We start from the raw sequence: 25157 nt of genomic DNA on the forward strand, positions 1-25157 counted from the left end.
CGTCTCCTTTGGAAAATTCAGGCCGCCTCTTCAGGCTCCGCCTTCACAGCGGTACCAGACAACCGGCGCGTCAGCCAGGTCTTGATCCATTCGCGCATCGGCATCTCAAAATAGGTGAAACTGAGCCGCGCCAGGCCCGCGGCGACGCCCAGGAAGGCGACAAGCATCAATGGCGACGAGAAGATGGCAACGCGGGTGGCGAACGGATAGTGCGCCATCAGGATCATGATGCCGATCTGCAACGGAAAATGGATCAGGTACAGCGAATAGGAAATGTCACCGATCCAGGCAAAACGATGCAGCCGTTCCGGCGTCAGGACCTTTGCTTCCCACTGCCCCTGTTTCAACCCGAAGAGAAGCAGGGTCAGCGGCACGACGGCATAGACGAAGCCCGCCGAGCCAAACACCGTCCACAGCGGATTATCGGGCGACGCGGCCTGCATCTTGTCCCACAGGGCCGACTGGCCGCGCACATAGCTGAGCAGCCAAAGGCACGGCAGAAGCCAGAGCAGGCCAAGCGATACGCGCTTCTGCCAGACCTCGCGTCCCGGCATGCGCAGGGCCGTGACGGCATGGAAGGCCAGGCCGCCGAGGAAGAAGCTGGCAACGCCGCGCGCGATCCCCGACACGTTCTCGATCGAATGCGTCATGTTGAAGCCGACCGCCAGCGCGGCCAGGCCGGCCAGGATCAGCGGGTGGTTCAGCCGCTTCGACGCCAAGGTAAAGAACAGGATGTAGAGAAAGACCTCGACCGACAGCGACCAGGACGGGCCATTGAAGGTCTGCTCGGGGTGCGGCAGCCACTGGTGCACCATGAACAGGTTCAGCACGAACTGCAGCGGCGTATTGTGCTGGTAGATATAGGTCTGGCCATAGAGGCCGAAGAAGATAAGCTGCATGACCGCCACCGCGATGAAGGTGACGAAGAACAGGGGATAGAGCCGGGCAAAACGCGCGATGAAGAAGCGCTGCGCCCCCAGCCGCTTTTCCGAGACGGCCTCGGAATAGAGCCAGAAAAAGACGTAGCCCGAGATCGAAAAGAACATTTCGACGAACATCAGCCCATAGACATAGATGGGCATCAGCACCGTATGGAACGGCAGGTGGTCGTAGTCGAAGTTGATCGCGTCTTCGGTCAGGAAGTGCTTGTAGTGGAAGGCGACCACCAGGAAGGCGGCCAGCCCGCGCAGGATATCGAGTTCGTAGAAGCGTGCCTCGACGACCCGTTCATACTGCGTTGCGGGCTCTGCCGTCGCCTCGGACGGTATGTCCTCAGGTCTGGCGCTCGACACTGTATACGGCCAGGTTTTCCAGCGCCTGGCGCCACGGCCCCGGCGTAAAGACGGAAAGCGCCGCCCGCGCCTTATCGGCGAAATCGCGCGCCACGGCACGGGCTTCATCGAGCGCGCCGGATGCCTTCATCAGGTTTTGCGCATGCTCGAAATCGCCCGGCTTCTGCTCGCGCTTGCCGATGGTGCGGTCCCAGAAGGCGGCGTCGGTGGCGCGGCTGGCGCGCATGGCCAGGATCAGCGGCAGGGTCGACTTGCCTTCGGCGAAGTCGTCGCCAGCATTCTTGCCGAGGTCGGCGGCCGATCCCTGGTAGTCGAGGATGTCGTCCTGGATCTGGAAGGCGAGGCCGAGGTTGAGGCCATAGTCGTACAGCGCCTGGACCTGCTCTTCCGGCGCGTCGGCCGCCACGGCGCCCGACTGCGACGCCGCCGAAAACAGGGCCGCGGTCTTGGCCGAGATGATCTCGATATAGTCGTCCTGCGACAGGTTGAGGTCGAAAGCCTTCATCAGTTGCAGGACCTCGCCCTGGGTGATGACGGCGGATGCCTTCGACAGAATGTCGAGCGCACGCAGGCTGCCGGTCTCGACCATCAGCTCGAAGGCGCGGGCAAACAGGAAGTCGCCGACCAGGACCGACGACGGCGCGCCCCAGATCAGGTGGGCGGCGACCTTGCCGCGGCGCAGTTGCGACGAGTCGACGACATCGTCGTGCAACAGGGTGGCCGTATGGATGAATTCGACGGCGGCCGAAAGGTTATGGTGACGCGTATTGCCGGTGCCGCACAGGCGCGCGGCGGCGACGCAGAGCAGCGGCCGCAGACGCTTGCCGCCGGCGGCGATCAGATGCGCGGCCAGGGCCGGAATGACGGCCACGTCCGACTGCATGCGCTCGGTGATCAGTGCGTTGATCTGCGCCATGTCCGGCTGGCACAGGCTGACCAGGGCATTTACATCTGCCTTGGAAGACTGCGTGTCGCGCTCAGGCGCGGTCGATTTGCGCACCGCGTCGATATTGGCCGAATCCAATGCGTTAACTCCTGACTATCGGCCTAGGCCATAAACCGGCTTCGCGGCTTAGTCTATGCCGAAACGTGGGATATTCTACGGAAACATGCTAGCTATATACGAACCCACCGGGAAACAGTTTTGACCATCGACGCCGCCAAGACAACCGAAACCGCGCCGGAACCTGTCGCCGCCGCCGGACCTGCGGCTTTTACGCACCTGCTGGGCAAGCGGTTACAGCTGCGCCAGCCTTTGCAAGGCTATCGTGTCGGCATGGACGGCGCATTGCTGGCAGCAGCGTGCGCCGGCGCCCTGGCCGAACGAAGCCCTCAGCGCAGCAAAGCCTTGTCAGGATTGGAACTGGGTTGTGGTGCGGGCGGCGCACTTTTGTCGCTGAAGTGGCGCTGCGAAGGGTTGCATCTCACCGGCATCGAGCGCGAAAGCCTCTACGCGGACCTGGCGCGGGATAACGTGCTTTTGAACGGCATGCACAATGTCGAGATCGCGAACGGCGATATCGGTCTGGGCTTTGCGGCGGCAAGCGTCGAACGCGCCGACCTCGTCTTCTCCAATCCCCCCTATTTCGACGATCCCGAAACGCTGCGGGCGCCCGCTGCGGCAAAACGTCCCGCCTGGATCGCCGACGACGGATTGCAGGCGTGGCTCGACTTTGCGCTGGCCGCCGCCAAAGACGGTGGCGACATCGTCTTCATTCATCGCGCCGACCGTCTGGGCGATATTTTAGGCGGCCTGTCGTCGAAGGCGGGCTCGTTCCAGATCCGCCCGGTCCAGCCCTTCGGCGATGCGGACGCCAAGCGCGTCATCGTCCGCGCCAAACGGCTGGGCAAGGCGCCATTGCGCTTGTTGCCGCCGTTGGTGCTGCACGACGGCGGCGTGCGCAAGCATACGGACGCAGTGGAAGCGATCCTGCGGGGGGATGCGGTACTCAGCTGGGCTTAGCGACGCCATCCAGATAGCGCTTGGTGCTGTCTAACAGATTGTCCTTCAACGCTTCACGCCGCGCCAGCAGGTCTGGGCTGCCGGCGTCGTAGTCGGCCATCAGCTGTTTGACGAAGCGGCCCGACTGCACGTCGTCGAGCACGGCCTTCATCGCCGCCTTCGATGCCTCATTGATGACGCGCGGGCCGGTCAGATAGGCGCCGTATTCCGCCGTATTGGAAATCTTGGCGAAGCCGCCCGACATGCCAAGCTCCCAAAGAAGATCGACGACCAGCTTCAACTCGTAGCACGTCTCGAACCACGCCACCTCCTCGGGGTAACCGGCGTCGACCAGGGTCTGGAAACCGTTGACCACGAGTTCGCGCGTACCGCCGCACAGCACGACCTGTTCGCCGAACAGGTCGCTTTCGCATTCGGCCTTCATGGTGGTTTCGAGAATGCCCTTGCGCCCGCAGCCGAGCGCGGCGGCGTAGGACAGGCCAAGGGCCTTGGCGCGCCCGGTGGCGTCCTGGTGGACGGCGAACAGGCAGAACACCCCCTGGCCCTCGACGTAGATGTCGCGGATGCGCGGGCCGATGCCCTTGGGCGAGACCAGCAGCACGTCGACATCGGCCGGCGGCACGACCAGCCCGAAATTGACCGACAGGCCGTGAGCGAAAATCAAGGCCTGCCCGGCTTTCAGCGACGGCGCGATCTCGTCTCGGAACAGCGATTGATGCGCTTCGTCCGAGGTCAGGACCACGATGACGTCGGCCCATTTTACACCATCGGCCACCGTCACCACCGTGAAGCCGTCGGCCTCGGCCTTCATGCGCGTCGCCGAACCCGGCTTCAGCGCCACGCGGATATCGCTCACGCCGGAATCGCGGGCATTCAAGGCGTGAGTGCGTCCCTGGCTGCCGTAACCGATGATAAGAAGCTTGCTTGTCCGGATCAGGGACAGGTCACAATCGCGGTCGTGATAGACTGGCAATGGCATCAGGGTCGGCCCTCAGCTATACTGTTCGAGAATCGTTCCCCCAATAAAAGCGCGCACCATGTTTGACCATCCCGAATATCAGTATCTCAACCTGGTCCGCGACATCATCGACAACGGCATCAAGCGTGAGGACCGCACGGGCACCGGTACGCTGGGCCTGTTCGGCCGCCAGATCCGCTTCGACCTGTCCCAAGGCTTTCCGCTGCTGACGACCAAGAAGGTCCATTTCAAATCCATCGCGGTCGAGCTTCTGTGGTTCCTGCGCGGCGACACCAATGTCAAATACCTGCACGACCACGGCGTCAGCATCTGGGACGAATGGGCCGACGAAAACGGCGATCTCGGCCCCGTCTACGGCAAGCAGTGGCGGTCGTGGGCAGCGCCCGACGGCCGGGTCATCGACCAGATGCAGAACCTGGTGACTAACCTCAAGACCAATCCCTATTCGCGCCGTCATGTCATCTCGGCGTGGAACCCGGCCGAGGTCGACGACATGGCGCTGCCACCGTGCCACTGCCTGTTCCAGTTCTTCGTCGCTGACGGAAAACTGTCCTGCCAGCTCTACCAGCGTTCGGCCGACATCTTCCTCGGCGTGCCGTTCAACATCGCCTCGTACGCGCTGCTGACCCACATGGTGGCACAGGCCGTGGGGCTGGAGCCCGGCGACTTCGTGCACAGCTTCGGGGACGTGCACCTCTACCTCAACCACATGGAGCAGGCGCAGACGCAGCTGACGCGTTCGCCCATGGCCTTCCCGACGCTGAAACTGGCGCCGAAGACCGACCTGTTCGGTTTCGACTATGCCGACCTCACGGTCGAAAACTACCAGTCGCACGGGGCGCTGAAGGCGCCGGTCGCCGTATGATCGGAACTCGGAACAAATCAACAACAAAGATTGCTTTAGGAAGAGTTTCGGGGTACCTCGAAGTATCTTTCTTGGAGAAGAATCATGACTGATCAGAAGAAGACTAGCGTCCCAGTAAAACCTACCCCCACTAACGATAGCAATGGAAAGTCCGCCGGCCTCAATAATGGGCGTGGAGCTCAGGACGGACGTTCGGGCACTACGAGTCAATATGAAGTTCGTCCCCCAAACAAAAAATAAGCCGCGTGCCTAGGGGCAAATATGACAGTAGATCACTGGTTACCGATTGCCATATCTTTATTTGCCCTCGCTCTCGCGGCTATTAACGCGTTAAAACCTAAAATTGACTCTGAGTTCAACCTGTGCATATCGCTCTTGCGGACAAGTTCAGAGCTATGGGAGAAATATAATTGCCCATCCGAAGAAGACGATTATCATGAAAAATTATTATTAAAAATACTGAATAATGCGGAATGGTCCTTTATATACATAAACTCAAGATTGGTTTTTATGAAAAGCGATCCATTAACACACTTAGAACAAGAAGTAATAGAGCCATTCGTTAGGTGCTTGAACCAAGATAACGAAACCTCACAATATTTGAGATCATTGATAGAAAAACATACAACCAGCAAAAAGACATTTGCCGCACTAAAAAAAGGACTCAAGCGGAAAGGCATTAAATTGTGATTGCGAAAGTCCGCCTGGCGCTGGTCGTCGCGATGAGTGAAAACCGCTGCATCGGCAAGGACGGCGGCCTGCCGTGGCATATCCGCTCAGACCTCAAGCGCTTCAAGGAAATCACCCATTCCAAGCCGATCATCATGGGCTCGACGACGTGGGATTCCCTGCCGCGCAAGCCGCTGCCGGGGCGTCTGAACCTTGTCGTCAGCCGCGACCTGAAGTTCGAGGCCGAGGGCGGCATCGCCTGCGGCTCGCTGTTCGAAGCCCTCGATATCGCGCGTGAACACGCGGTCGAAGACGGCGCACCGGCGGCTGCCGATCTCGAAATCTGCTGCATCGGCGGCGCCAATGTCTTCGGGCAACTGCTGCCCAAGGCCAACCGGCTCTATGTCACGCACGTCCACGCCACGGTCGACGGCGACACCTTCTTCCCGGAGATCGATCCGGCCGTATGGACGGTCGTCAGCGAAGAAGACCTTCCCAAGGGCGAGCACGACGACTATGGCTGTACGCTGAAGGTGTACGACCGCAAATAGGAGACGGCTATGCGCATCCTGTGGCTTCTGGTCCTGGCTTTCGCGCTGCCCCTTCCCGTCCGCGCGGAAACGCCCGCCTTTCAACTGCAAAAGCCGATCGCCTGCACCCTCGGCCAGGACTGCTTCATCCAGCAGTATCCCGACCACGATCCCGGCCCCGACGCGAAAGATTATCGCTGCGGCATCGCGACCTATGACGGCCATGACGGCACCGACTTCCGCATTCCGGACAAGGTCGCCCAGGCCGGCGGCGTGGCCGTCCTGGCCGCCGCACCGGGCGTCGTGAAGGCGATCCGCGACGGCCAGCCCGACTTCGACGTCGGCGCCTTCGACAAGGCCAGGGTCAAGGGCATCGAATGCGGCAACGGCGTGCTGGTCGAGCACGCGGACGGCTGGCAGACCCAGTATTGCCATATGCGCCAGGGGTCGGTCCGGGTGAAGGCGGGCGACCGCGTCGCTGCCGGAACTCCGCTTGGCATGGTCGGTCAGTCGGGCGGGGCGGCCTTCCCCCATCTGCATCTTACCGTTCGCCGCAACGGCAAGTGGCTCGATCCGTTCGCCGACGGCGGCCCCTGCGGCCAGGGCCAGTCGCTGTGGAAGGCGGACGATCGCGCCGAATTGGCCTATCACGACAACGATATTCTCAACGCCGGGTTCGCGGGCAGCCCCGTCACCGTGGACGATATCGAGCGCGGCGGCATTGCCGCGCCCACGCGCGCCAGCCCCGCCCTGGTCGTCTATGTCCGGGCGCTCCACCTGCATCAGGGCGACATCCAGCGCATCCTTATCAAGGGCCCGGACGGCCAGACCCTGGTCGATTCGGCGTCGCCGGCGCTGGACCACGACAAGGCGCAGGCCATGGTCTTTTCCGGCAAGAAACGTCCCGGCGCCCTGTGGCCGGCGGGTTCCTATTCGGCCGTCTATACGGTAACGCGCGCCGGAAAGGTGATCCTCAGCAAAACCCTGTCGCAAAGCTTCGCCCCGTAACGGAAAATCGATCGCGATCCGGATGATCGCCGGATACCCCGGAAGCGGAATATGGCAGTATGGAACTTCCCTGCCCAGGCGAAGCCCAAGGCGCTGTTACAAAATCGCAATTCCGCCGAGAATCGCGCTGGTAATTGCCACAAACTGGGCCTAAAGCGCGAGTTAAGGGCCGAACACCATTAGGGTTTCGGGCCTGACAGTCCGGGGCGTTCCGTATATGCAAAAACCTGTCTTCTATGACCCGTCGGGAAAGCGCAAAAAGGCCTCGCTGATCGGCCTGATCGTGCTGGTCTGCATCGGCGTCGCCCTGTTCGTCGCGCTGCTGGCGTCGATTCTCTACGTGCCCGTGCCCAAGGGCCTGGACCTGCACATGGAGTATCCCAAGCCGCAGGCGTCGAAGATGACGGCCAACCACGCCAATCCGCGGCGGCGGCCGATCGTCGTGCGCGCCGGCCATTCGACCGTGCAACAGACCCTTGCCGGCTTCTACCTGCCCGGTGACGACGCCTCGATGATGTCGCTGCAGAAGCACGTCAACGACCTCGACATGGTCATTCCGGCGCTGGCCTATGTCAACGGGCCGGACAACCGGTTCGTCTACCTGGCGGACAACCAGTTCAAGTACGTGCTGCAGAACGCCCAGCACAAGCCCGCCCAACTGATCATGGTGCAGAATCTCCAGCCCGGCGGCGACCCGCAGCGCCCGGCCGGCTGGCAGGGCCCGAACACGGCGAAGCTGGTGGCCAATCCCGCCGCCCGCGCCAAGCTGATCGGCCAGATCGCCAACATGCTCGCCGCTGAAAAGGCCCAGGGCGTGGTCTTCGACTTCGAAGTCATGCCGGACAATGCGCTGAACAACTACCTGACCTTCATCCGCGAGGCGCGCGCCTACCTGTCCGTCCGGGGCTACCAGGTGACCATGACGGCGCCCGTCGATACCGAAACCTGGAATCTCAAGGCGTTTGCCGGCGCGGCCGACAAGCTGTTCCTCATGATCTACGACCAGCATTCGGCCGTCGACGAACCAGGCCCCATCGCGTCGCAATCCTGGTTCGAGGAGCGCCTGGCCTGGGCGCTGAAGCGCGTGCCGGCGGCGAAGGCCATCATCTGCATCGGCAACTATGCCTATGACTGGCATCCAGTCGACGGCAAGATGCAGGGCGAGCCGCAGAGCGTCGCCGACGCCTGGCGCAACGTGCGCGAATCGAGCACCTCGATCCAGTTCGACCCCGTGTCGGGCAACCCCTACTTCCTGTACGACGAAAACAATATCCACCACCAGGTGTGGATGCTGGACGCCGTTACCGCCTGGAACCAGATGCTGGCCATCGACGCCACCGACGCCACCGGCATAGCCCTGTGGCGCCTGGGTTCCGAGGACTCGGCGATCTGGCGCGGTTTCCACCACTTCGAAACCAACGACCTGCCCGACCTCAACAAGCTGACGGCCATCGGCGACAATATCGCCGTCGGCAACGGCGAAGTCGTCAATATCGAGTCGACGCCGCACGACGGCAGCCGTGTCGTCACCTTCGACAAGGACCGCGTGGCGCAGAACGAAGTCTACCAGTCCTTCCCGACGCCCTTCATCGTCCGGCGCACCGGCTACCAGCCCGGCAAGATCGCGCTCACCTTCGACGACGGCCCCGACGGGCGCTGGACGCCGGAAATCCTGAAAATCCTCGAGCGCGAGCACGTGCCGGCGACCTTCTTCGTCATCGGCGAAAAGGCCATGGCGCACCCCAACCTGCTCAACCGTATGATCGCCGACGGCGACCTGATCGGCAACCATTCCTACAGCCACCCGGACATGTCCAAGGTGCAGGACTGGCAGATCCGCTTCGAGCTCAACACCACCCAGCGCATCGTCGAGGCCTATACCGGCCGCTCCATGCGCCTGCTGCGCAACCCGCTGTTCGGCGACGCCGAGCCGACGACATCCGACGAACTGCACCCGGCCCTGATCGCCCAGCAGCTGGGCTACACGAATGTCGGCCTGCACGTCGATTCCGAGGACTGGCAAAAGCCCGGCGTGCCGAAGATCATCAGCAACGTCATGGACGGCGTCCAGCAGGGCATGACCAGCGAAGCCAGCGACCATTGCCGCGACGAACCCGACGAATGCCGTTCGGGCTCGATCGTCCTGCTGCACGACTCCGGCGGCGTGCGCACCGAAACCATCACGGCCCTGCCGACCATCATTCACCAGCTCAAGGCTCAGGGCTTCCAGTTCGTCACGGTCGGCGACCTGATCGGCATGACGCCCGAACAGGTCATGCCGACGCTCAGCGGCGCCGAACTGGCCGAGGTCCGCTTCGACGTCGGCATCTTCATGGCCCTGGCCTGGCTGGCCGAGGCGCTGAAATGGCTGTTCATCGTCGCCATCGTGCTCGGCATCACCCGCGCCCTGGTCCTGTCGGCCCTGGCCATCTACGCCGAGTACAGCGGCCACATGGACCCGCCGGAAAAAACGGATGAGGTCGATCCAGAAGCCTTCGTGGCCTCGACCTTCGTCAGCGTCATCATCCCGGCCTACAATGAGGCCCGCGTCATCGAGGCCAGCGTGCGGCGCGTCCTGCAAAGCACGGGCGTGGAACTTGAGATCATCGTCGTCGACGACGGCTCGAAGGACGAGACCTCGCCCATCGTCGCCAACGCTTTCAAGCGCGACAAGCGGGTCCACCTGATCACCCAGGTCAATGCCGGCAAGGCCGTGGCCGTCAACAACGGCATAAACGCAGCCAAAGGCGAGATCATCATCGCGCTGGACGCCGACACGCAGTTCGAGCCCGAGACCATCGCCCGCCTCGTCCGCTGGTTCGTGCGCCCGGAAATCGGCGCGGTGGCCGGCAACGCCAAGGTCGGCAACCGCTTCAACTGGGTCACGCGCTGGCAAGGTGTCGAATACGTCACCGCGCAGAACCTCGAACGCTCGGCGCTCGCCATGTTCGGCGCCATGATGGTGGTGCCGGGCGCCGTCGGCGCGTGGCGCCGCACCGCGCTGAAGGAGGTCGGCGACTACCCGCACAATACGCTGGCTGAGGATCAGGACCTGACCATCGCCATACAGCGCCGCGGCTGGCAGGTCGCCTACGACCAGGAGGCCGTGGCCTGGACCGAAGCGCCGGAATCGTTCGGCGCCCTGATGAAGCAGCGCTTCCGCTGGGCGTTCGGGACACTGCAATGCCTGTGGAAGCATCAGCGCATCTTCAAGACGCGTAAACCCCGTGGCCTGGCCCTGATCGGCCTGCCGCAGGCCTGGCTGTTCCAGATCGGCTTCTCGGTCATCTCGCCGATCATCGACTTCGCGTTGGTGGTCAATATCATTGCCACCGTCGTGCGCGTGCAGCAGCACGGCTGGGCTGCCAACGACACCGATATCGGCCGCATGCTGATCTACTGGCTGGCGTTTTTGACCATCGACGCCATCTGCGGCGCCATCGCCTACTGGCTGGAGCCGCGCGAGAAGTCGTACCCGGTCTTCTGGCTGCTGTCGCAGCGCTTCGTTTACCGCCAGATCATGTACTATGTCGTGCTGAAGGCGCTCTATTCGGCGGTGCACGGCCTGCGCGTCGGCTGGGGCAAGCTGGAACGGTCGGGCCGCATCGACGCCCCGTCCGTGCCGCATATGCCCGAGATCGAGCGCGAGGTCGAGGACAGTGAAGCTCCGCCCAGGACTCCGGCGGCGGAATAAGGCCGCCGGCTCTCCTGTCGCGCTCTAGGCAGGGTTATGCTTCATGATGAAGTCCAGGCTGGCCTGCATCATGGTAATGCGCGCCGACGGAATGGTTTCCCAGTGATCCTGCCCCTTGTAGGTGATGAACTCGACGTCCTTGCCGGCCGCCTTGAGCGCCTTTTCCATCCGCCGGCTCTGGTCGATCGGCACGACCGTGTCGTCGGTGCCGTGAATCAGCAGAATCGGGCAATAAGCCCTTGCCGCCTGTTTCGCCGGTGAAGCATCGTCCCATGTCTTCTGGTCGCCGAACTGGGTCTTCCAGTACCGGACCATGCTGCTGTCGACGCGCCCGCTGTCGTCTTCCCTCGCCGATATGAACGACTTGAGATCCGAAATGCCGGCAATGGCGACCGAGCACCGGTAGACGCCCGGGTCGAGCGTCGCCCCGGCCATCGCGGCATAGCCGCCATATGAGGCGCCGAAGATGGCCACGCGCTTGAGATCGACAATCCCCTTCTGCGCCAGGTAGCGGACGCCGTCCGAGAGGTCGGTCTGCATCTTGCGCCCCCACTCGCCCTGGCCGGCGCTGATAAAGGCGTCGCCATAGCCTTCGGAACCGCGGTAGTTGGGCTGGAGCACGGCATAGCCGCGCGAAGCAAAGACCTGGGTCTGCCAGTCGTAATCGAGCGTGTCGCGCGCCTGCGGCCCGCCATGCGGCAGGACGATCAACGGCAGGTTCTTCGCCTCCTTGAACGGCGGCAGCGTGAGGTAGGCGTGGATATTGAGGCCGTCGGCCGCCTTGTAGTCGATGGCCTGCTTGGAGGTGATCCATTCCTCGGCCAGGTCGGGATAATCGAAGGCGATGGCCGTAGTGTCGCCGTTGGAAAAGTCGATAAAGGCATAGCTGCCGGCGTCGCTGGCGCTCTGCGAATAGACGATCATCTTGCGCGGATCTTCGGCGAAGTCGACGATATAGCTGCGCGCACCGTCCCCCACGACTTGCGGAATCGCTTCGTTCAGCTTCTTCATCAGCGGGTCGTCGTAGCTCTTCACCACCTGGTCGTCACGGTGCGAGAACCCGCACAGGCGCCAGGTCGTCGGATGGAATAGCGGCGTGTGATCCTTGTCCTTGCTGTCCGCGTCCAGCGCCGGCCCCAGCGCCCCGTCGGCCGAGATTTCGTGATAGGTCGCGACCACGCCGTCGGCATAGGTCCGGATCACCACCGACTTCCCGTCGCGCCCCAGCCCCTCCAGGCTGGTGTAGCGGCCGTCTTCCTTCTTCTTGTAGATGGCTTCATAGCGGCTGTGGCCGGGCGTGCCTGTATTATAATACAGCGTCCACGTCTTGCGGTCCTCGTCGTATTCAGAATAGGCGACGGGCTCCCCCTGAGGTGTGGTCAGGAAGGTCTCGGCGTACTGGCTGCCGGACATGATTTCGTGGCCGTGGCCACTGTCGGCCGCGAAACTGTACAGGTATTCGTCGAAGGGCGGGTTGCGCTTGAAGTTCGAAGCCGTGACCCGGTATTCGCCATTGACCTTGATACGGCGGATGTCGCCTTCGACGATGTTGTAGAACTCGTCGTCGCGCGAGAAGAAGTTGGCCATCTTCAGCGTATTCAGGTCCAGGCAACTGGCGAGATAGAGCTCGCTCTTGCTGGCCGCCAGTTCCGGCAGCGAGGTCGTCACCGAATTGATGATGACCACATGGTCGTTGTCGGCCCATAGAAGGCCACGCATCTTGCCGGCGCCGAGCCCGACTCTTTTGGGCTTGCCGCCGGCAATGTCGAAAAAGACCAGGAAGTTGGTGTCGTCCTTCTGGTTGATGAGGGCGACGCGCTTGCCATCCGGCGACAGCGCGATATTCGACACCAGGGGCGAGCGGGCGTAAAGCTCGACCGAGGGCGCCGGTGTTTCCGGCTTGGCCGGCGCCTTCGCGTCTTCGGCGCGCGCCCCGAAAGCCAGTCCCAAACCAGCGCCCGCCCCTGCAAGCAGGATGCGGCGATTGAACGATGCGGTCATGATTTGCCCCCGGCGCCTAATAAACTTCGCCCTGCGACAACCTACGATGAAGTGGACTTTCCGGCAAGACGTCAGAGCGGCGTCCCTGAGCGTCCTCCGAACTGGTTGCGGAACCAGGTCATCTGGCGCTTGGCATAGTTGCGCGTCTTCTGCTGCGCCAGAGCCGTCGCCTCGGCGAGCGCGACGCGGCCTTCCAGGTAATCGACGGACTCCTTAAGCCCCAGCACGCGCATGACCGGCCAATCCTCCTCCAGCCCACGCGCCATGAGGGCGCGGACCTCTTCAAGCGCCCCGCCGGATATCATCAGGTCGAACCGCCGGTCGCAGCGCTCGTACAGCCACGCACGGTCCGGTGTCAGAATTTCGAGATGATAAGAATTATCCGGCAGGACGGGCGTCGTATCGTCCTGCCAGCCGCTTAAGGATCGTCCGGTCTCGAGCCAGACTTCCCAAGCACGGCAAAGCCTTTGCCGGTCGTTGGCCGCGATGCGGGCCTCGGCGCGCGGATCGACTTGCTTCAGGTTTTTCCGAAACGCTTCCTCGCCGAGACGGTCGAAATCACCCCGCGCCTCGCTTCGCGCCGCGCCGCCTATCTCCGGGATTTCGGCCAGCCCGTGGACCAGGCTGTTGAAATAGAGGCCGGTGCCGCCGGTGACGCAGACCGGCGCTCCGCCGGCCAGAGCCGCGTCGAGGAAGGGTTTGGCGGCCCGCACCCATTCGCCGGCCGACCAGGTCGCTTCGGGCGGCAGGTGACCGTACAGCACATGCTGCGCCCGGGCCTCATCGTCCCGCGACGGCCGCGCCGTCAGGATGGGCACGTCGGCATAGAGCTGCATCGAATCGGCATTGAGGATGATGCCGCCGGTCCGTTCCGCCCAGTCGAGCGCCAGGGCCGACTTGCCCGAAGCGGTCGGGCCGGCCAGCAGGCGGATCGGGGCATTGGAAGCGGACAGGGACATTTTGGGCTTTAAAGCGCGAAAGGTTGCGCCTATGTGAGGCGGCAGTTCCAATTAGTTCGCCGGAGACCGTTCGTCCATGCCCGATTTGACCAGGGAAGCCGTGCTCGATGTGCTCAACCGCATCCCCGATCCCCTCTCGGGCCAGGGCCTGTCCGAAGCGGGACTGGTGCGCGGGCTGGTCGTTTCACCCGAACGTGTCGGCTTCATGATCGAAGTGCCGCAAGACCAGGTGCCCGGCTATCAGGATGTGCGGTCCCAGGCCGAAGCGGTGCTGGCCCGTCTGCCGGGGGTCAAAAAGGCGCAGGTCGTGCTGACCGCGGAAGCCCCCGGCGCCCCTCCGCGAGACGCTCCGCGCGGTCCGTCGGCCAAGCTGTCGGACCGCGCCGTCAACGACGGCAAACCGAAGGCGCCGGTCGCCACGGCACGTCCGGATCATGTGCGCCACGTCATCGTGGTCGGTTCCGGCAAGGGCGGGGTCGGCAAGTCGACCCTGTCCCTGGCCATCGCGCTGGGCCTGAAGGCGCAAGGCCTGCGGGTCGGTTTCCTTGACGCCGACATCTACGGCCCTTCGGCGCCGGTCATGCTCGGCCTCCGTACGCCGCCCGAATTCGGCGAAGACAAGCGCATGGTCCCGCCCGAGGCCTTCGGGCTCAAGGTCAATTCTGTCGGCTTCCTGGTCGATCCGGACCAGGCCATGATCTGGCGCGGCCCGATGGCGTCGCAGGCCCTGACCCAGCTCCTGACCCAGACGCGCTGGGGCACGCCTGAGGAACCGCTGGACGTGCTGGTCGTCGACCTGCCGCCCGGCACCGGCGATGTCCAGCTGACCCTGACCCAAAAAACCCTGATCGACGGCGCCGTCGTCGTTTCGACTCCGCAGGAAATGGCTCTGGCAGATGCCCGCCGCGCCGTGACCTTGTTCGGAAAAACCGGAATAAACGTCCTCGGCATCGTCGAGAACATGGCGTGGTTTCCCGCACCCGACGGCGGTGAAATCGAGATTTTCGGCCGTGGCGGCGCCCGTGCCCTGGCCGGGACGCTGAACGTACCCTTCCTCGGCGAAGTGCCCCTCGATCCCGCCTTGCGCCAGGGCAGCGACACCGGCCGGCCGCTCACCGCCACGGAGCCCGGGGGCGCCATGGCAAGGCGGTTCTCTGAGATCGCCGCGGCCATAGCGCACGCCCTGGCGGCCGAAGGCCCCGCACGCAACTAATCGTTTGTACCGGCAGGCCAATTCATGGCATGACGCGGTTATGACATCGCTCGACAACACCGCCAAGACCTCGCGCCGCCTGCGCCCTGCCCCGCCTGCCGGTCGTGCCTATCAGGGCCGTATTCACGGCGCGCTGGCCTATCGCCTGGGGGTCGATATCCTCAACGGCGTTTATGCTCCGGGCGAAGTCTTGCCGAACGAGATCGAGGCCGCCGCCAAGCTGGCCATATCGCGCTCCGCCTATCGCGAAGCCATGCGGATTCTCGCCGCCAAGGGCATGGTCGAAAGCCGCCCCAAGACCGGCACCCGCGTCACCGAGCGCGAGCGCTGGAACCTGCTCGATCCCGAAGTGCTGGGCTGGATGTTCGACACCGAGCCGTCGGAAAGCTTCATCGCCTCGCTGTTCGAACTGCGCCTGATCACCGAGCCGGCCGCCGCCGAACTGGCCGCCCAGCGCCGCACCGAGGCCGAGATCGCGACCATGCGCGCCGCGCTGGTCACCATGAAGAGCGAAACCCTGATGACCGAGGCCGGCCGCCGCGCCGACCTCGAGTTCCACCGCACCCTGATCGGCGCCACGCGCAACGAAGCCCTGGTCTCCCTCTCGAGCTCGATCGAGGCCGCCGTCGCCTGGACGACGCGCTACAAGGCGCGCCACAACGCCCTGACCCGCGATCCGATCCCCGACCATGAACGCGTATGCGACGCCATCGCCGCCGGCGACCCTGCCGCCGCCCGCGCCTGCATGGATACGCTGATCCGCATGGCGCACCAGGACACGCGCAAGGTTTCGGCGGCCTGAGCCGATCTCGATAGAAAAAGTGTGAAGCGGTTTTTCGCAAAAAACATTGCGAAAAAACCGAAAAATCCGCATCGCGGATGGCGCGAAAATGTGCCGCAACGGAATTTATCTGTTGTATCTTATTGTCTGACCATTTAACGCCCGGTATGAATGAGGCGCCGCGTCAACGAGCGGCGTCCTATATGGGAGAGACAACGACCATGAAGACCTCCAGGTCCTTTCTGCTCAAAAGCGCCTTCGCGGTATCCGCGATCGCCATGCTGACACTGGCCGCCTGCTCGAAGCCGGCCGACAAGGCCGCGCCGTCGGCCGACGCCGTGACCGCCACCCGCGCCGACTGGGGCGCCCTGTCGGACGGCACCAAGGTCGAAGCCGTCGAACTCAAGAATTCCAAGGGTGTCAGCGCGCGCATCATCTCCTACGGCGCCACGCTCCAGGACCTGATGGTCCCCGGCGCCGACGGCAAGGCCGCCGACGTCGTCATCGGCTACGATTCGATCGATGGCTACGAAAAGACCCCGAACTATACGGGCGTCACGGTCGGCCGTTACGCCAACCGCATCGCCAAGGGCAAGTTCACGCTGGACGGCAAGGACTACACCCTGGCCATCAACAACAAGCCGAACGCGCTGCACGGCGGCCTCAAGGGCTTCGACAAGCATGTGTGGGCGATCGAGGACGTAAAGTCGGGCGCCGACGCTGCTTCGGTGACGCTGAAATACGTCTCGCCGGACGGCGAAGAAGGCTATCCCGGCACGGTGACGACCGAAGTCACCTATACGCTCAATGAAAACAACGACCTGACGATCAGCTACAAGGCCACCACCGACAAGCCGACCGTCATCAACCTGACCAACCACTCGCTGTTCAACCTGGGTGGCGTGCCGGTCTCGCGCCCCGCGACCGACGCCTATGTCAAGATCGAGTCCGATGCCATCCTGGCCGTCGACAAGACGCTGATCCCGTCGGGCGAACTGCCGGTCAAGGGTACGCCGTTCGACTTCACGACGCCGGGCCTGGTCTCCGACCGCATCAAGTCGGACCACCCGCAGATCGTCATCGGCAACCAGGGCATCGACCACAACTTCATCATCCGTGGCGGCCTGACGGCTACGCCGAAGCTGGCGGTGACGGTCGAGGACAAGGTTTCGGGCCGCGGCATGCAGATCTCGACGACCGAACCGGGCGTCCAGATGTATACCGGCAACTTCCTTGACGGCACCATCGTCGGCAAGGGCGGCCAGAAGCTGGTCAAGTACCAGGCCATGGCCTTCGAATCCCAGCACTATCCGGACAGCCCGAACCACCCGACCTATCCGACCACGCGCCTGGATCCGGGCCAGACCTATACCCAGACGACTGTTCATCACTTCTACACTGTGAAGTAACCCGACTTATGACTGCCTCCTCCAGAACACCCAAGGTTCCATTCCGCTCACGCGCCTGGTTCGACAATCCCGCCAATGCCGACATGACGGCGCTGTATCTTGAGCGGTACCTGAACTTCGGGCTGTCGCTGGAGGAGTTGCAGTCGGGCAAGCCGATCATCGGCATCGCCCAGACGGGTTCCGATCTCAGTCCGTGTAACCGCCACCACCTCGTGCTTGCCGACCGCGTCCGCGACGGCATCCGCGAGGCCGGCGGTATCCCGCTGGAATTTCCGGTCCATCCGATCCAGGAAACCGGCAAGCGTCCGACGGCGGGCCTCGACCGGAATCTCGCCTATATCGGCCTGGTCGAAGTCCTCTACGGCTATCCGCTCGATGCCGTGGTCCTGACCATCGGCTGCGACAAGACCACCCCGGCCTGCCTTATGGGCGCGGCCACCGTCAATATCCCGTCGATCGCCTTGTCGGTCGGCCCCATGCTCAATGGCTGGTACAAGGGCGAGCGCACCGGTTCCGGCACGATCGTCTGGAAGGCGCGCGAACTGCTGGCGGCCGGCGAGATCGACTACCAGGGCTTCATCAAGATCGTCGCCAGTTCAGCCCCGTCGACCGGCTATTGCAACACCATGGGCACGGCGACGACGATGAACTCTTTGGCCGAAGCGCTGGGCATGCAGCTCCCCGGCTCGGCCGCCATTCCGGCGCCGCACCGCGACCGCCAGGAGATCGCCTATCTCACCGGCAAGCGCATCGTCGAAATGGCCTACGAGGACCTGAAGCCGTCTGACATCCTGACCAAGGACGCCTTCATCAACGCCATCCGCGTCAATTCGGCGATCGGCGGTTCGACCAATGCCCCCATCCACCTCAACGCCCTGGCGCGTCACATCGGCGTCGAGCTGTCGATCGAGGAATGGCAGCAGTACGGCGAGGAGATCCCGCTGCTGGTCAACCTGATGCCCGCCGGCGAATATCTCGGTGAGGACTATCACCACGCCGGCGGCGTGCCCGCCGTCGTGCGCCAGCTGATGGACCAGAAGCTCATCAAGGAAGGCGCCCTGACCTGCACGGGCAAGTCGATCGGCGAAAACTGCAAGACCGCGATCATCGAAGACGAGAAGGTCATCCGCCCCTACGGCCAGCCGCTGAAGGAACGCGCGGGCTTCCGCGTGCTGTCGGGCAACCTGTTCGACTCGGCCGTCATGAAGGTCAGCGTCATTTCGCCCGAATTCCGCCAGCGTTACCTGTCGAACGCCGCCGACCCCGAGGCTTTCGAAGGCCGCGCCATCGTGTTCGACGGGCCTGAGGACTATCACCACCGCATCGACGACGAGTCGCTCGGCATCGACGAACACTGCATCCTCTTCATGCGCGGCGCCGGCCCGATCGGCTATCCGGGTGCAGCCGAGGTCGTCAATATGCGCCCGCCCGCCTACCTCATCAAGAAGGGCGTCCACAGCCTCGCCTGCATCGGCGACGGCCGCCAGTCGGGCACGTCGGGTTCTCCGTCGATCCTCAACGCCTCTCCGGAAGCGGCGGCCGGCGGTAACCTCGCCCTGCTTGTGACCGGCGATCGCGTGCGCGTCGATCTCAACAAGAATACGGTCAACCTGCTGATCAGCGACGAAGACCTTCAGGCCCGTCGCGATGCGCTGGAAGCCAAGGGCGGCTACCAGTACCCGCAAAGCCAGACGCCGTGGCAGGCCATGCAGCGCCGCACCGTCGGCCAGATGGGCACCGGCGCCTGCCTGGAAGACGCCGTCGAGTTCCAGCGCCTGGCCCAGACCATGGGCCTGCCGCGCGACAACCACTAAATTCAGCGGTCTTCGACCGCAGAATTTAGTGTTTTTAGCTCAAGCGCCGCATGGCTCGCGCAAACGTGCGCGGCGGGCGGTCGCCCTTGCCAACGGCGATACAAACGCCGTTGGAGATAGAGCTCCAAACCTGAACAAAGCCTCCGTCCCCAAGACGGAGGCTTTTCGGTTGGCGTTTGCGGAAATCCTCCCTACCTTGGCTGCATGTTCAGCCGCATCACCCAGTTCGGCCACGCCACGGCGCGCGCCCTGAAGCTGCCCGGTACGGCGACCGCGCCGTTTTGTCCCAGCGAGGTCCAGGGCATCGTCGAGGTCGCGCCCCGGACCACGCCGCTCAGGCGCTTCCTCAGCTTCGCCGGTCCGGGTCTCCTGGTCGCCGTCGGCTATATGGATCCCGGCAACTGGGCGACCGACATCGCCGCCGGTTCGCAGTTCGGCTACGGCCTGCTGTTCATCGTCCTGCTGTCGGCCCTGGCCGCCATGCTGCTGCAGGTCCTGGCCGCGCGCCTTGGCCTGGTCGCCCGTCTCGACCTCGCCCAGGCCTGCCGCGCCCACTACCCCCGCTTCGTCAATCTCGGCCTGTGGGGCCTGGCGGAACTGGCCATCATCGCCACCGATATCGCCGAGGTGCTGGGCGCGGCGCTCGCCTTCAAGCTCCTGTTCGGCCTGCCCCTGATGTGGGGCATCGCCCTGACCTCGTTGGACCTGCTGATCGTGCTGGGGCTTAAAGGCCGCGGCTTCCGCCAGGTCGAGGCTATCATCCTCAGCCTCGTCACCACGATCGGCCTGTGTTTTCTGATCGAGCTTTTCCTCGCAAAGCCGTCGGCCGGCGGCATACTGATGGGCGCCGTGCCCGATCTCGGCCGCCTTGGCGATCCCGAGGCCCTGTACCTCGCCATCGGCATAGTCGGCGCCACCGTCATGCCGCATAACCTGTACCTGCACAGTTCGATCGTGCAGACGCGCAAAACCGAAGCCGGACTGCACGGCACGCGCGAAGCCATCACCATGACGACGCTCGATACCGTCGTGTCGCTGGTGCTGGCGGCCTTCGTCAACGCCGCGATCCTGATCCTGGCGGCGTCGGCCTTCCACGCGCACGGCCATACGACCGTCGCGGATATCGAGGACGCCAAGGCACTACTGTCGCCGCTGACCGGCGCCGCGGCCGCCGGGCTTCTGTTCGCCGTCGCGCTTTTTGCCTCGGGCCAGAGCTCGACCTTCACCGGCACCATAGCCGGCCAGGTCATCCTGGAAGGCTTCCTCGACATCAGGATTCCCTGCTGGCAAAGGCGCGTCATCACGCGGGTCCTGGCCATCGTGCCGGCCTTGATCGGCGTCGCCGTCATGGGCGAGCATGGGGTAGGCACGCTGCTGGTCATGACCCAGGTGGCGCTGTCGCTGCAACTGCCATTCGCCGTCTGGCCACTGATCCGCCTGACCGGGCGCAAGACGGTCATGGGCGCCCATACAACGCCGGTCTGGATGCAAGTCACGGCCTGGGCGCTGTTCGCCGCCATCCTCGCCGCCAATGTCATCATGGTGGCGCATCTCTTCCCGCACTGAGGTCCGGGGCGGTATCTGATCACACAATTCGCCCGCCGCGCGAACGGCCGAACGGCGTTATTCCTTATTCGATTTTTTAGCCTTGCCACCGGTGTCATGAGTTGCATAGTATGCAAGCCGAAGAAACCGGGTTAAATCTCGGCCAAGCAAAAAAACAGGGATCGTCATGTCGCAGGCCAAAGCCACCACTGCCAAAATCGGCAATTACCGATGGGGCATCGTCGCCCTGTTGTTCGCCGCCCTGGCCATCAATTACACGCACCGTCAGATGCTTGGCCTGTTCAAGCCCGAGCTTGAAGCCAAGTTCGGCTGGAGTGAGGAAAGCTATGCCGGCCTCGTCTTCTGGTTCCAGTGCGCCTATGCCATCGGGCAGCTCTGCTTCGGCCGCTTCCTCGACGTCGCTGGTGTGCGCATCGGCTATACCATCGCCTACGCCGCCTGGACCCTGGCGCACATGGCGACCGGCATGGTCACCGACCTGACCCAGTTCACCATGGCCCGCTTTGCGCTGGGCCTGGGCGAATCCGGGTCCTTCCCGTCCAGCCTCAAGGCGATCACCGAGTGGTTCCCGCAAAAGGAACGCGCCCTGGCCGCCGGCATCTTCAATTCCGGCACCTCGATCGGCGTCATGATCGCCGCCGCCGGCGTGCCGTTCATCGCCCTGACCACCTTCAAGATCGGCACCTTCCCCATGGAATTCCATGGCCTGGGCCTGGGCTGGCGCGGGTCGTTCATGGTCACCGGCGCCCTCAGCCTGCTTTGGCTGGTTCCCTGGCTTCTGATGTACCGCCGTCCGCACCAGCACAAGAAGCTGACCCCGGCCGAGCTTGAGCACATCCGCCAGGACCCGGCCGACTCCGTCGAAAAGGCGCCGTTCTGGAAGGTCGTGTCGAAGAAGGAAACCTGGATCTATGCCCTGGCCAAGTGCATGATCGACCCGATCTGGTGGTTGTACCTGTTCTGGCTGCCGGACTTCTTCCACAAGAACTACGGCCTCGATATCTCGTCCTTCGGCGCGCCGCTGGTCGTCATCTACCTGATCTCCGATATCGGCAGCGTCGTCGGCGGCTGGATGTCGTCCTTCCTGATCGGACGCGGCCTGTCGGTCAACGTGTCGCGCAAGGTAACCTTCTTCCTGTTCTCGCTGTTCGCCCTGCCGATGTTCTTCATCCACATGGTCCACGACCTGTGGCCCGCCGTCCTGATCATCGGCCTGGCCACGGCCGGCCACCAGGCCTTCTCGTGCAACGTCTACACCATGCCGTCGGACCTGTTCCCGCGGTCGGCCGTCGGCACGGTACTGGGCATTGGCGGCGCCATGGGCGCGGTCGGCGGCATGGTGATGTCGCTGTTCGTCGGTTGGATTTTGCAGACCACGCATTCCTATACGCTGATCTTCGCGATCGCCGCCTTCACCTACTTCACGGCATTTGTCTTCGTCCACTTCCTGACGCCGAAGTACAAGCGCGTCGAACTCTAGGCGTAAAATACGATCGATCAGGAAACGCCCGCCGTCACCACGGCGGGCGTTTTTCGTGGATGGCGCCGGAAAGCTCTTCCCCTTCCCGGCCGCCTTCCCTATATTGGAAGGGTCCGGGCAACCGGACTATGGGGATAAACGCCCACGTAATAAGCGGACTGGACCCGGGTGCGATTCCCGGCGGCTCCACCATCATCCTCCAAGGCTTTTTGGCGGGAACTATGGGGCCGATCAGCATCGACAGACGTGTAAAGGTGAAGCTTTCCCTCGGCATGGGCTCCCGCGATCGGCCCATTTTTTAAATGCGAACGATAACTTCGCTTCGGAATACGCCCTCGCTGCGTAATGCAGTCGGGTAATTCCAATCAAACTCCTGGGGAATAAGCCCTCCAGGCGGGGCCCGCCGGACGCCTTGCAACAGAAGTCCGGCACCTTCCAACATCTTCCTTCGCAGGCGCCGGCGATTCTCAGTAGCGCTAACGCTGCGCTTTTTCAGCGCGGCGGACGCCTTGCAACAGACGTCCGGCACCTTCCAACATATTCCTTCGCAGGCGCCGGCGATTCTCAGTAGCGCTAACGCTGCGCTTTTTCAGCGCGGCGGACGCCTTGCAACAGACGTCCGGCATCTTCCAACATCTTCCAACATCTTCCTCCGCAGGCGCCGGCGATTCTCAGTAGCGCTAACGCTGCGCTTTTTCAGCGCGGCGGACGCCTTCCAACAGCAGTCCGGCACCTTTCCTAACCTAGCCTTCACCCCGAATTAAACGCCATTTGTTAGGCTTCCGCCATGAAGCCGCAAACCGCAGCCGCAGCCCTGCCCGCATCGCGTCCCAATATCGGCGCGTGGGTTTCCGCCCATGCGGCGGCCGCGCTGGCGCTTCTCGTCTTTGCGCTGGCCCTGTGGCCGCCGGCCCTGCTCAACGATACAGACACCTGGTGGCACCTGGCGGCGGGCGACTGGATGGTCGCCCATCATGCGGTACCGCATGCCGATCCCTTCTCCTGGACCTTTGCCGGCAAGCCATGGGTGGCGCACGAATGGCTGTCCGAAATTATCCTGTCGCGTGCCTTCCTGTTCGGCGCCTGGCCCGGCGTGATGGTGCTTACGGCAGCCTGCTTCGCCACCGGAATCGGCCTGATGGCGCGCGAAGCCGCGAAGCATATCGGCGGCCTGGCCCTGTGGCTGCTGGTGCTGATCGCTGCCGCCCTGTTCGGGCCGCACCTGCTGGCGCGCCCCCATATCCTGGTCCTGCCGGTCATGGTGCTGTGGTTGTCAGCCCTGTCCCGCGCCAAGACGCCGCCATGGGCCTGGCTGCCGTTGATGACGCTGTGGGCCAATATGCACGGCAGCTTTATTGCCGGCCTCGCCCTGATCGCGCCGTTCGCGCTTGAAGCTGTGCTCGCATCGGACACACGGTCCAAGGCGGTCCTGATGTGGGCCGGCTTTACCGTCGCCGCCCTGGCCGCCGCCCTGCTGACACCCTTCGGTGTCGACGGCCTGCTCTTTCCGCTCAAGCTCTTTACCATGCGCAATCTCGACGGCATCGGAGAATGGGGCCCGGTCGCCTTCACCAAGCCGCAACCGCTGTTCATCGCGGCCGCTGCCCTCGCCTTCGCTGTCTGGCGTGTCCGCCCCCGCCTCAGTCTTGTCCGCTGGGCGGTGCTGGCCGGCCTGTTCGCCATGAGCCTGCATCAACAGCGCCATGAGATGGTCCTGGCGGTCGCCGCCGTCCTGATCCTGGCGCAACCGCTCGGCCAGGCGCTGGGCCAAAGCCGCGAAACCGCCAGACCGTCGCCGTGGCCCGCCCTTGCCGCGGTCCTCCTTGCGGCGGCGCGCCTTGCCATTCCCATGGCCTCACCGGTCACGGCGTCGGACCCGTCCGAAGCCCTGGCCCACGTGCCGGCCGGGCTTGCCCACGCCCGCGTCTTCAACGCCTACGATATGGGCGGCTATCTGATCCGCGCCGGCATTGCCCCCTATATCGACAGCCGCGCCGACCTGTACGGCCCGGCCTTCCTCGACCGCTATGCGGACCTCGCCGCCGGAAGGTCCGATGTCATGGCCAAGGCCTTCGATAATGACGGCGTGAAATGGACCTTTCTGCGCCCCGACACGCCTATGGCGCGCGCCATGGACCGGCTTCCCGGTTGGCGCCGCGCCTATGCGGACGGAAATGCCGTCATCCATGTCCGGCGCGACTCACGGAATTTTGTTGACGGCCACGATTTTTAAGTTCCGTTTTCGCGGGCGCGTGATACACCTCGGCTTCGAATTTTTCCGAAAAGTCCTGCCTGAAGTTTTCCCATGTCAGAAGACCAGATGCCCGTCGATCTGATGGATTATGCCGCCCTGACCCAGAACGCCCTGCGCGGCGTGATCCGTCAGGCCCTGCTCCGTGCGGGCTCGCGGGACGGCCTGCCGGGCGAGCACCACTTCTACATTACCTTCCTGACGCGCGGTCCCGGGGTTTCGATCCCCGACGATCTGCTGGCGCGGTATCCTTACGACATCACCATCGTCCTGCAGCACCAGTTCCGGGACCTGCGCGTCACCGAGGACTTCATGCGCGTGACGCTGACCTTTGGCGGCGTGCCCAAGATCCTGACCGTGCCCTATGCGGCGATCACGCGCTTCCATGATCCGTATGCCCAGTTCATGCTGGAGTTCGAGGTCGACGATACGGCGGCCCTGACCCAGGACCTCGATCCCAGCGAAGGCTCCGCCGAAGGCACGCTGGCTGAGACCGGCGCCGACATGCCGGTCGAAGCCGCCACCGAAAAGACGGACGCCAGGACCGACGACGGCGAACCCGATCCCGACGCGCCCAAGGTTGTTTCGCTGGATCAGTTCCGCAAGAAATAACGCGGGAAAACCGCGCCCGGAACGCGAAAAAAGCCGGGCAAAAACAGCCAGAATCGCTTAGCTTCGCGTCA

At 63.6% G+C, this 25157-nt stretch carries 19 protein-coding genes and 1 other RNA gene; 15 read left to right on the forward strand and 5 right to left on the reverse strand.

Features of this window, described 5'->3' with window-relative positions; translation table 11 throughout:
* Positions 1 to 17 precede the first annotated feature (17 nt).
* A complete protein-coding gene (locus tag AB8717_RS15795) occupies positions 18 to 1292 on the reverse strand; it encodes an acyltransferase family protein (RefSeq protein WP_443748277.1) in 1275 nt (424 codons plus the stop codon).
* Positions 1273 to 2316: a polyprenyl synthetase family protein gene (locus AB8717_RS15800; RefSeq protein WP_443748278.1), complete on the reverse strand. Its 1044-nt coding sequence runs from the start codon at positions 2314 to 2316 to the stop codon at positions 1273 to 1275. The genes AB8717_RS15795 and AB8717_RS15800 overlap by 20 nt, the downstream gene beginning before the upstream one ends.
* A 252-nt stretch (positions 2317 to 2568) precedes the next feature.
* On the opposite strand from AB8717_RS15800, the gene AB8717_RS15805 reads away from it, so the two are divergent.
* Positions 2569 to 3255 (forward strand): tRNA1(Val) (adenine(37)-N6)-methyltransferase, encoded by a 687-nt coding sequence (locus AB8717_RS15805; protein WP_443750904.1) that lies wholly within the window; start codon positions 2569 to 2571, stop codon positions 3253 to 3255.
* Here AB8717_RS15805 and ilvC read toward each other — a convergent pair.
* On the reverse strand, positions 3242 to 4234 hold the full coding sequence (gene ilvC, locus AB8717_RS15810) for a ketol-acid reductoisomerase (RefSeq protein ID WP_443748279.1): 993 nt from the start codon (positions 4232 to 4234) through the stop codon (positions 3242 to 3244). The two genes, AB8717_RS15805 and ilvC, sit on opposite strands and share 14 nt — an antisense overlap.
* A gap of 58 nt (positions 4235 to 4292) precedes the next feature.
* Here ilvC and AB8717_RS15815 point away from each other — a divergent pair, with 58 nt between their 5' ends.
* The 5 genes from AB8717_RS15815 (at position 4293) to AB8717_RS15835 (ending at position 11000) form a co-directional block, all read left to right on the forward strand.
* Positions 4293 to 5099 (forward strand): thymidylate synthase, encoded by an 807-nt coding sequence (locus AB8717_RS15815; RefSeq protein ID WP_443748280.1) that lies wholly within the window; start codon positions 4293 to 4295, stop codon positions 5097 to 5099.
* Positions 5100 to 5360: 261 nt separating this feature from the next.
* Positions 5361 to 5789: a hypothetical protein gene (locus tag AB8717_RS15820; RefSeq protein ID WP_443748281.1), complete on the forward strand. Its 429-nt coding sequence runs from the start codon at positions 5361 to 5363 to the stop codon at positions 5787 to 5789.
* The gene (locus AB8717_RS15825) at positions 5789 to 6319 is read left to right on the forward strand and encodes a dihydrofolate reductase (protein WP_443750905.1); all 531 of its coding nucleotides are present in this window, start codon (positions 5789 to 5791) and stop codon (positions 6317 to 6319) included. Before AB8717_RS15820 ends, AB8717_RS15825 begins: the two co-directional genes overlap by 1 nt.
* Before the next feature lie 9 nt (positions 6320 to 6328).
* Positions 6329 to 7306 (forward strand): M23 family metallopeptidase, encoded by a 978-nt coding sequence (locus AB8717_RS15830; RefSeq protein WP_443748282.1) that lies wholly within the window; start codon positions 6329 to 6331, stop codon positions 7304 to 7306.
* A 217-nt stretch (positions 7307 to 7523) separates the two neighbouring features.
* Positions 7524 to 11000: a glycosyltransferase gene (locus AB8717_RS15835; protein WP_443748283.1), complete on the forward strand. Its 3477-nt coding sequence runs from the start codon at positions 7524 to 7526 to the stop codon at positions 10998 to 11000.
* Between the two features lie 24 nt (positions 11001 to 11024).
* Here the strand turns inward: AB8717_RS15835 and AB8717_RS15840 are convergent, their stop codons facing one another.
* Together AB8717_RS15840 and miaA are read right to left on the reverse strand one after the other, a co-directional pair.
* Positions 11025 to 13001, reverse strand: coding sequence for an alpha/beta hydrolase family protein (locus tag AB8717_RS15840; protein ID WP_443748284.1), 1977 nt, complete (start codon positions 12999 to 13001; stop codon positions 11025 to 11027).
* Between the two features lie 71 nt (positions 13002 to 13072).
* Positions 13073 to 13960, reverse strand: a complete 888-nt coding sequence (gene miaA, locus AB8717_RS15845) for a tRNA (adenosine(37)-N6)-dimethylallyltransferase MiaA (RefSeq protein WP_443748285.1) — start codon at positions 13958 to 13960, stop codon at positions 13073 to 13075.
* A gap of 76 nt (positions 13961 to 14036) precedes the next feature.
* Here miaA and AB8717_RS15850 point away from each other — a divergent pair, with 76 nt between their 5' ends.
* The 9 genes from AB8717_RS15850 (at position 14037) to AB8717_RS15890 (ending at position 25086) form a co-directional block, all read left to right on the forward strand.
* Entirely contained in the window at positions 14037 to 15173 is a 1137-nt protein-coding gene (locus AB8717_RS15850; protein WP_443748286.1) for an Mrp/NBP35 family ATP-binding protein, read from the forward strand.
* Positions 15174 to 15213: 40 nt separating this feature from the next.
* Complete coding sequence (locus tag AB8717_RS15855; RefSeq protein ID WP_443748287.1) at positions 15214 to 15975, forward strand: FadR/GntR family transcriptional regulator; 762 nt, start codon at positions 15214 to 15216, stop codon at positions 15973 to 15975.
* 200 nt (positions 15976 to 16175) lie between these two features.
* The gene (locus AB8717_RS15860) at positions 16176 to 17363 is read left to right on the forward strand and encodes an aldose epimerase family protein (protein ID WP_443748288.1); all 1188 of its coding nucleotides are present in this window, start codon (positions 16176 to 16178) and stop codon (positions 17361 to 17363) included.
* A gap of 8 nt (positions 17364 to 17371) precedes the next feature.
* A complete protein-coding gene (locus tag AB8717_RS15865) occupies positions 17372 to 19177 on the forward strand; it encodes an IlvD/Edd family dehydratase (protein ID WP_443748289.1) in 1806 nt (601 codons plus the stop codon).
* Positions 19178 to 19381: 204 nt separating this feature from the next.
* Positions 19382 to 20743: an Nramp family divalent metal transporter gene (locus AB8717_RS15870; protein WP_443748290.1), complete on the forward strand. Its 1362-nt coding sequence runs from the start codon at positions 19382 to 19384 to the stop codon at positions 20741 to 20743.
* A gap of 166 nt (positions 20744 to 20909) precedes the next feature.
* Positions 20910 to 22223 carry an MFS transporter gene (locus tag AB8717_RS15875; protein ID WP_443748291.1) on the forward strand — a complete coding sequence of 438 codons (1314 nt, stop codon included), beginning with the start codon at positions 20910 to 20912 and terminating at the stop codon, positions 22221 to 22223.
* Positions 22224 to 22295: 72 nt separating this feature from the next.
* Positions 22296 to 22656, forward strand: a transfer-messenger RNA (tmRNA) gene (gene ssrA / locus AB8717_RS15880).
* A 354-nt stretch (positions 22657 to 23010) separates the two neighbouring features.
* The gene (locus tag AB8717_RS15885) at positions 23011 to 24456 is read left to right on the forward strand and encodes a hypothetical protein (RefSeq protein ID WP_443748292.1); all 1446 of its coding nucleotides are present in this window, start codon (positions 23011 to 23013) and stop codon (positions 24454 to 24456) included.
* Between the two features lie 72 nt (positions 24457 to 24528).
* Positions 24529 to 25086, forward strand: a complete 558-nt coding sequence (locus AB8717_RS15890; RefSeq protein WP_443748293.1) for an SspB family protein — start codon at positions 24529 to 24531, stop codon at positions 25084 to 25086.
* Positions 25087 to 25157 lie beyond the last annotated feature (71 nt).

Source organism: Asticcacaulis solisilvae, assembly GCF_052327315.1.
Classification (GTDB): Bacteria; Pseudomonadota; Alphaproteobacteria; order Caulobacterales; family Caulobacteraceae; genus Asticcacaulis; species Asticcacaulis solisilvae_B.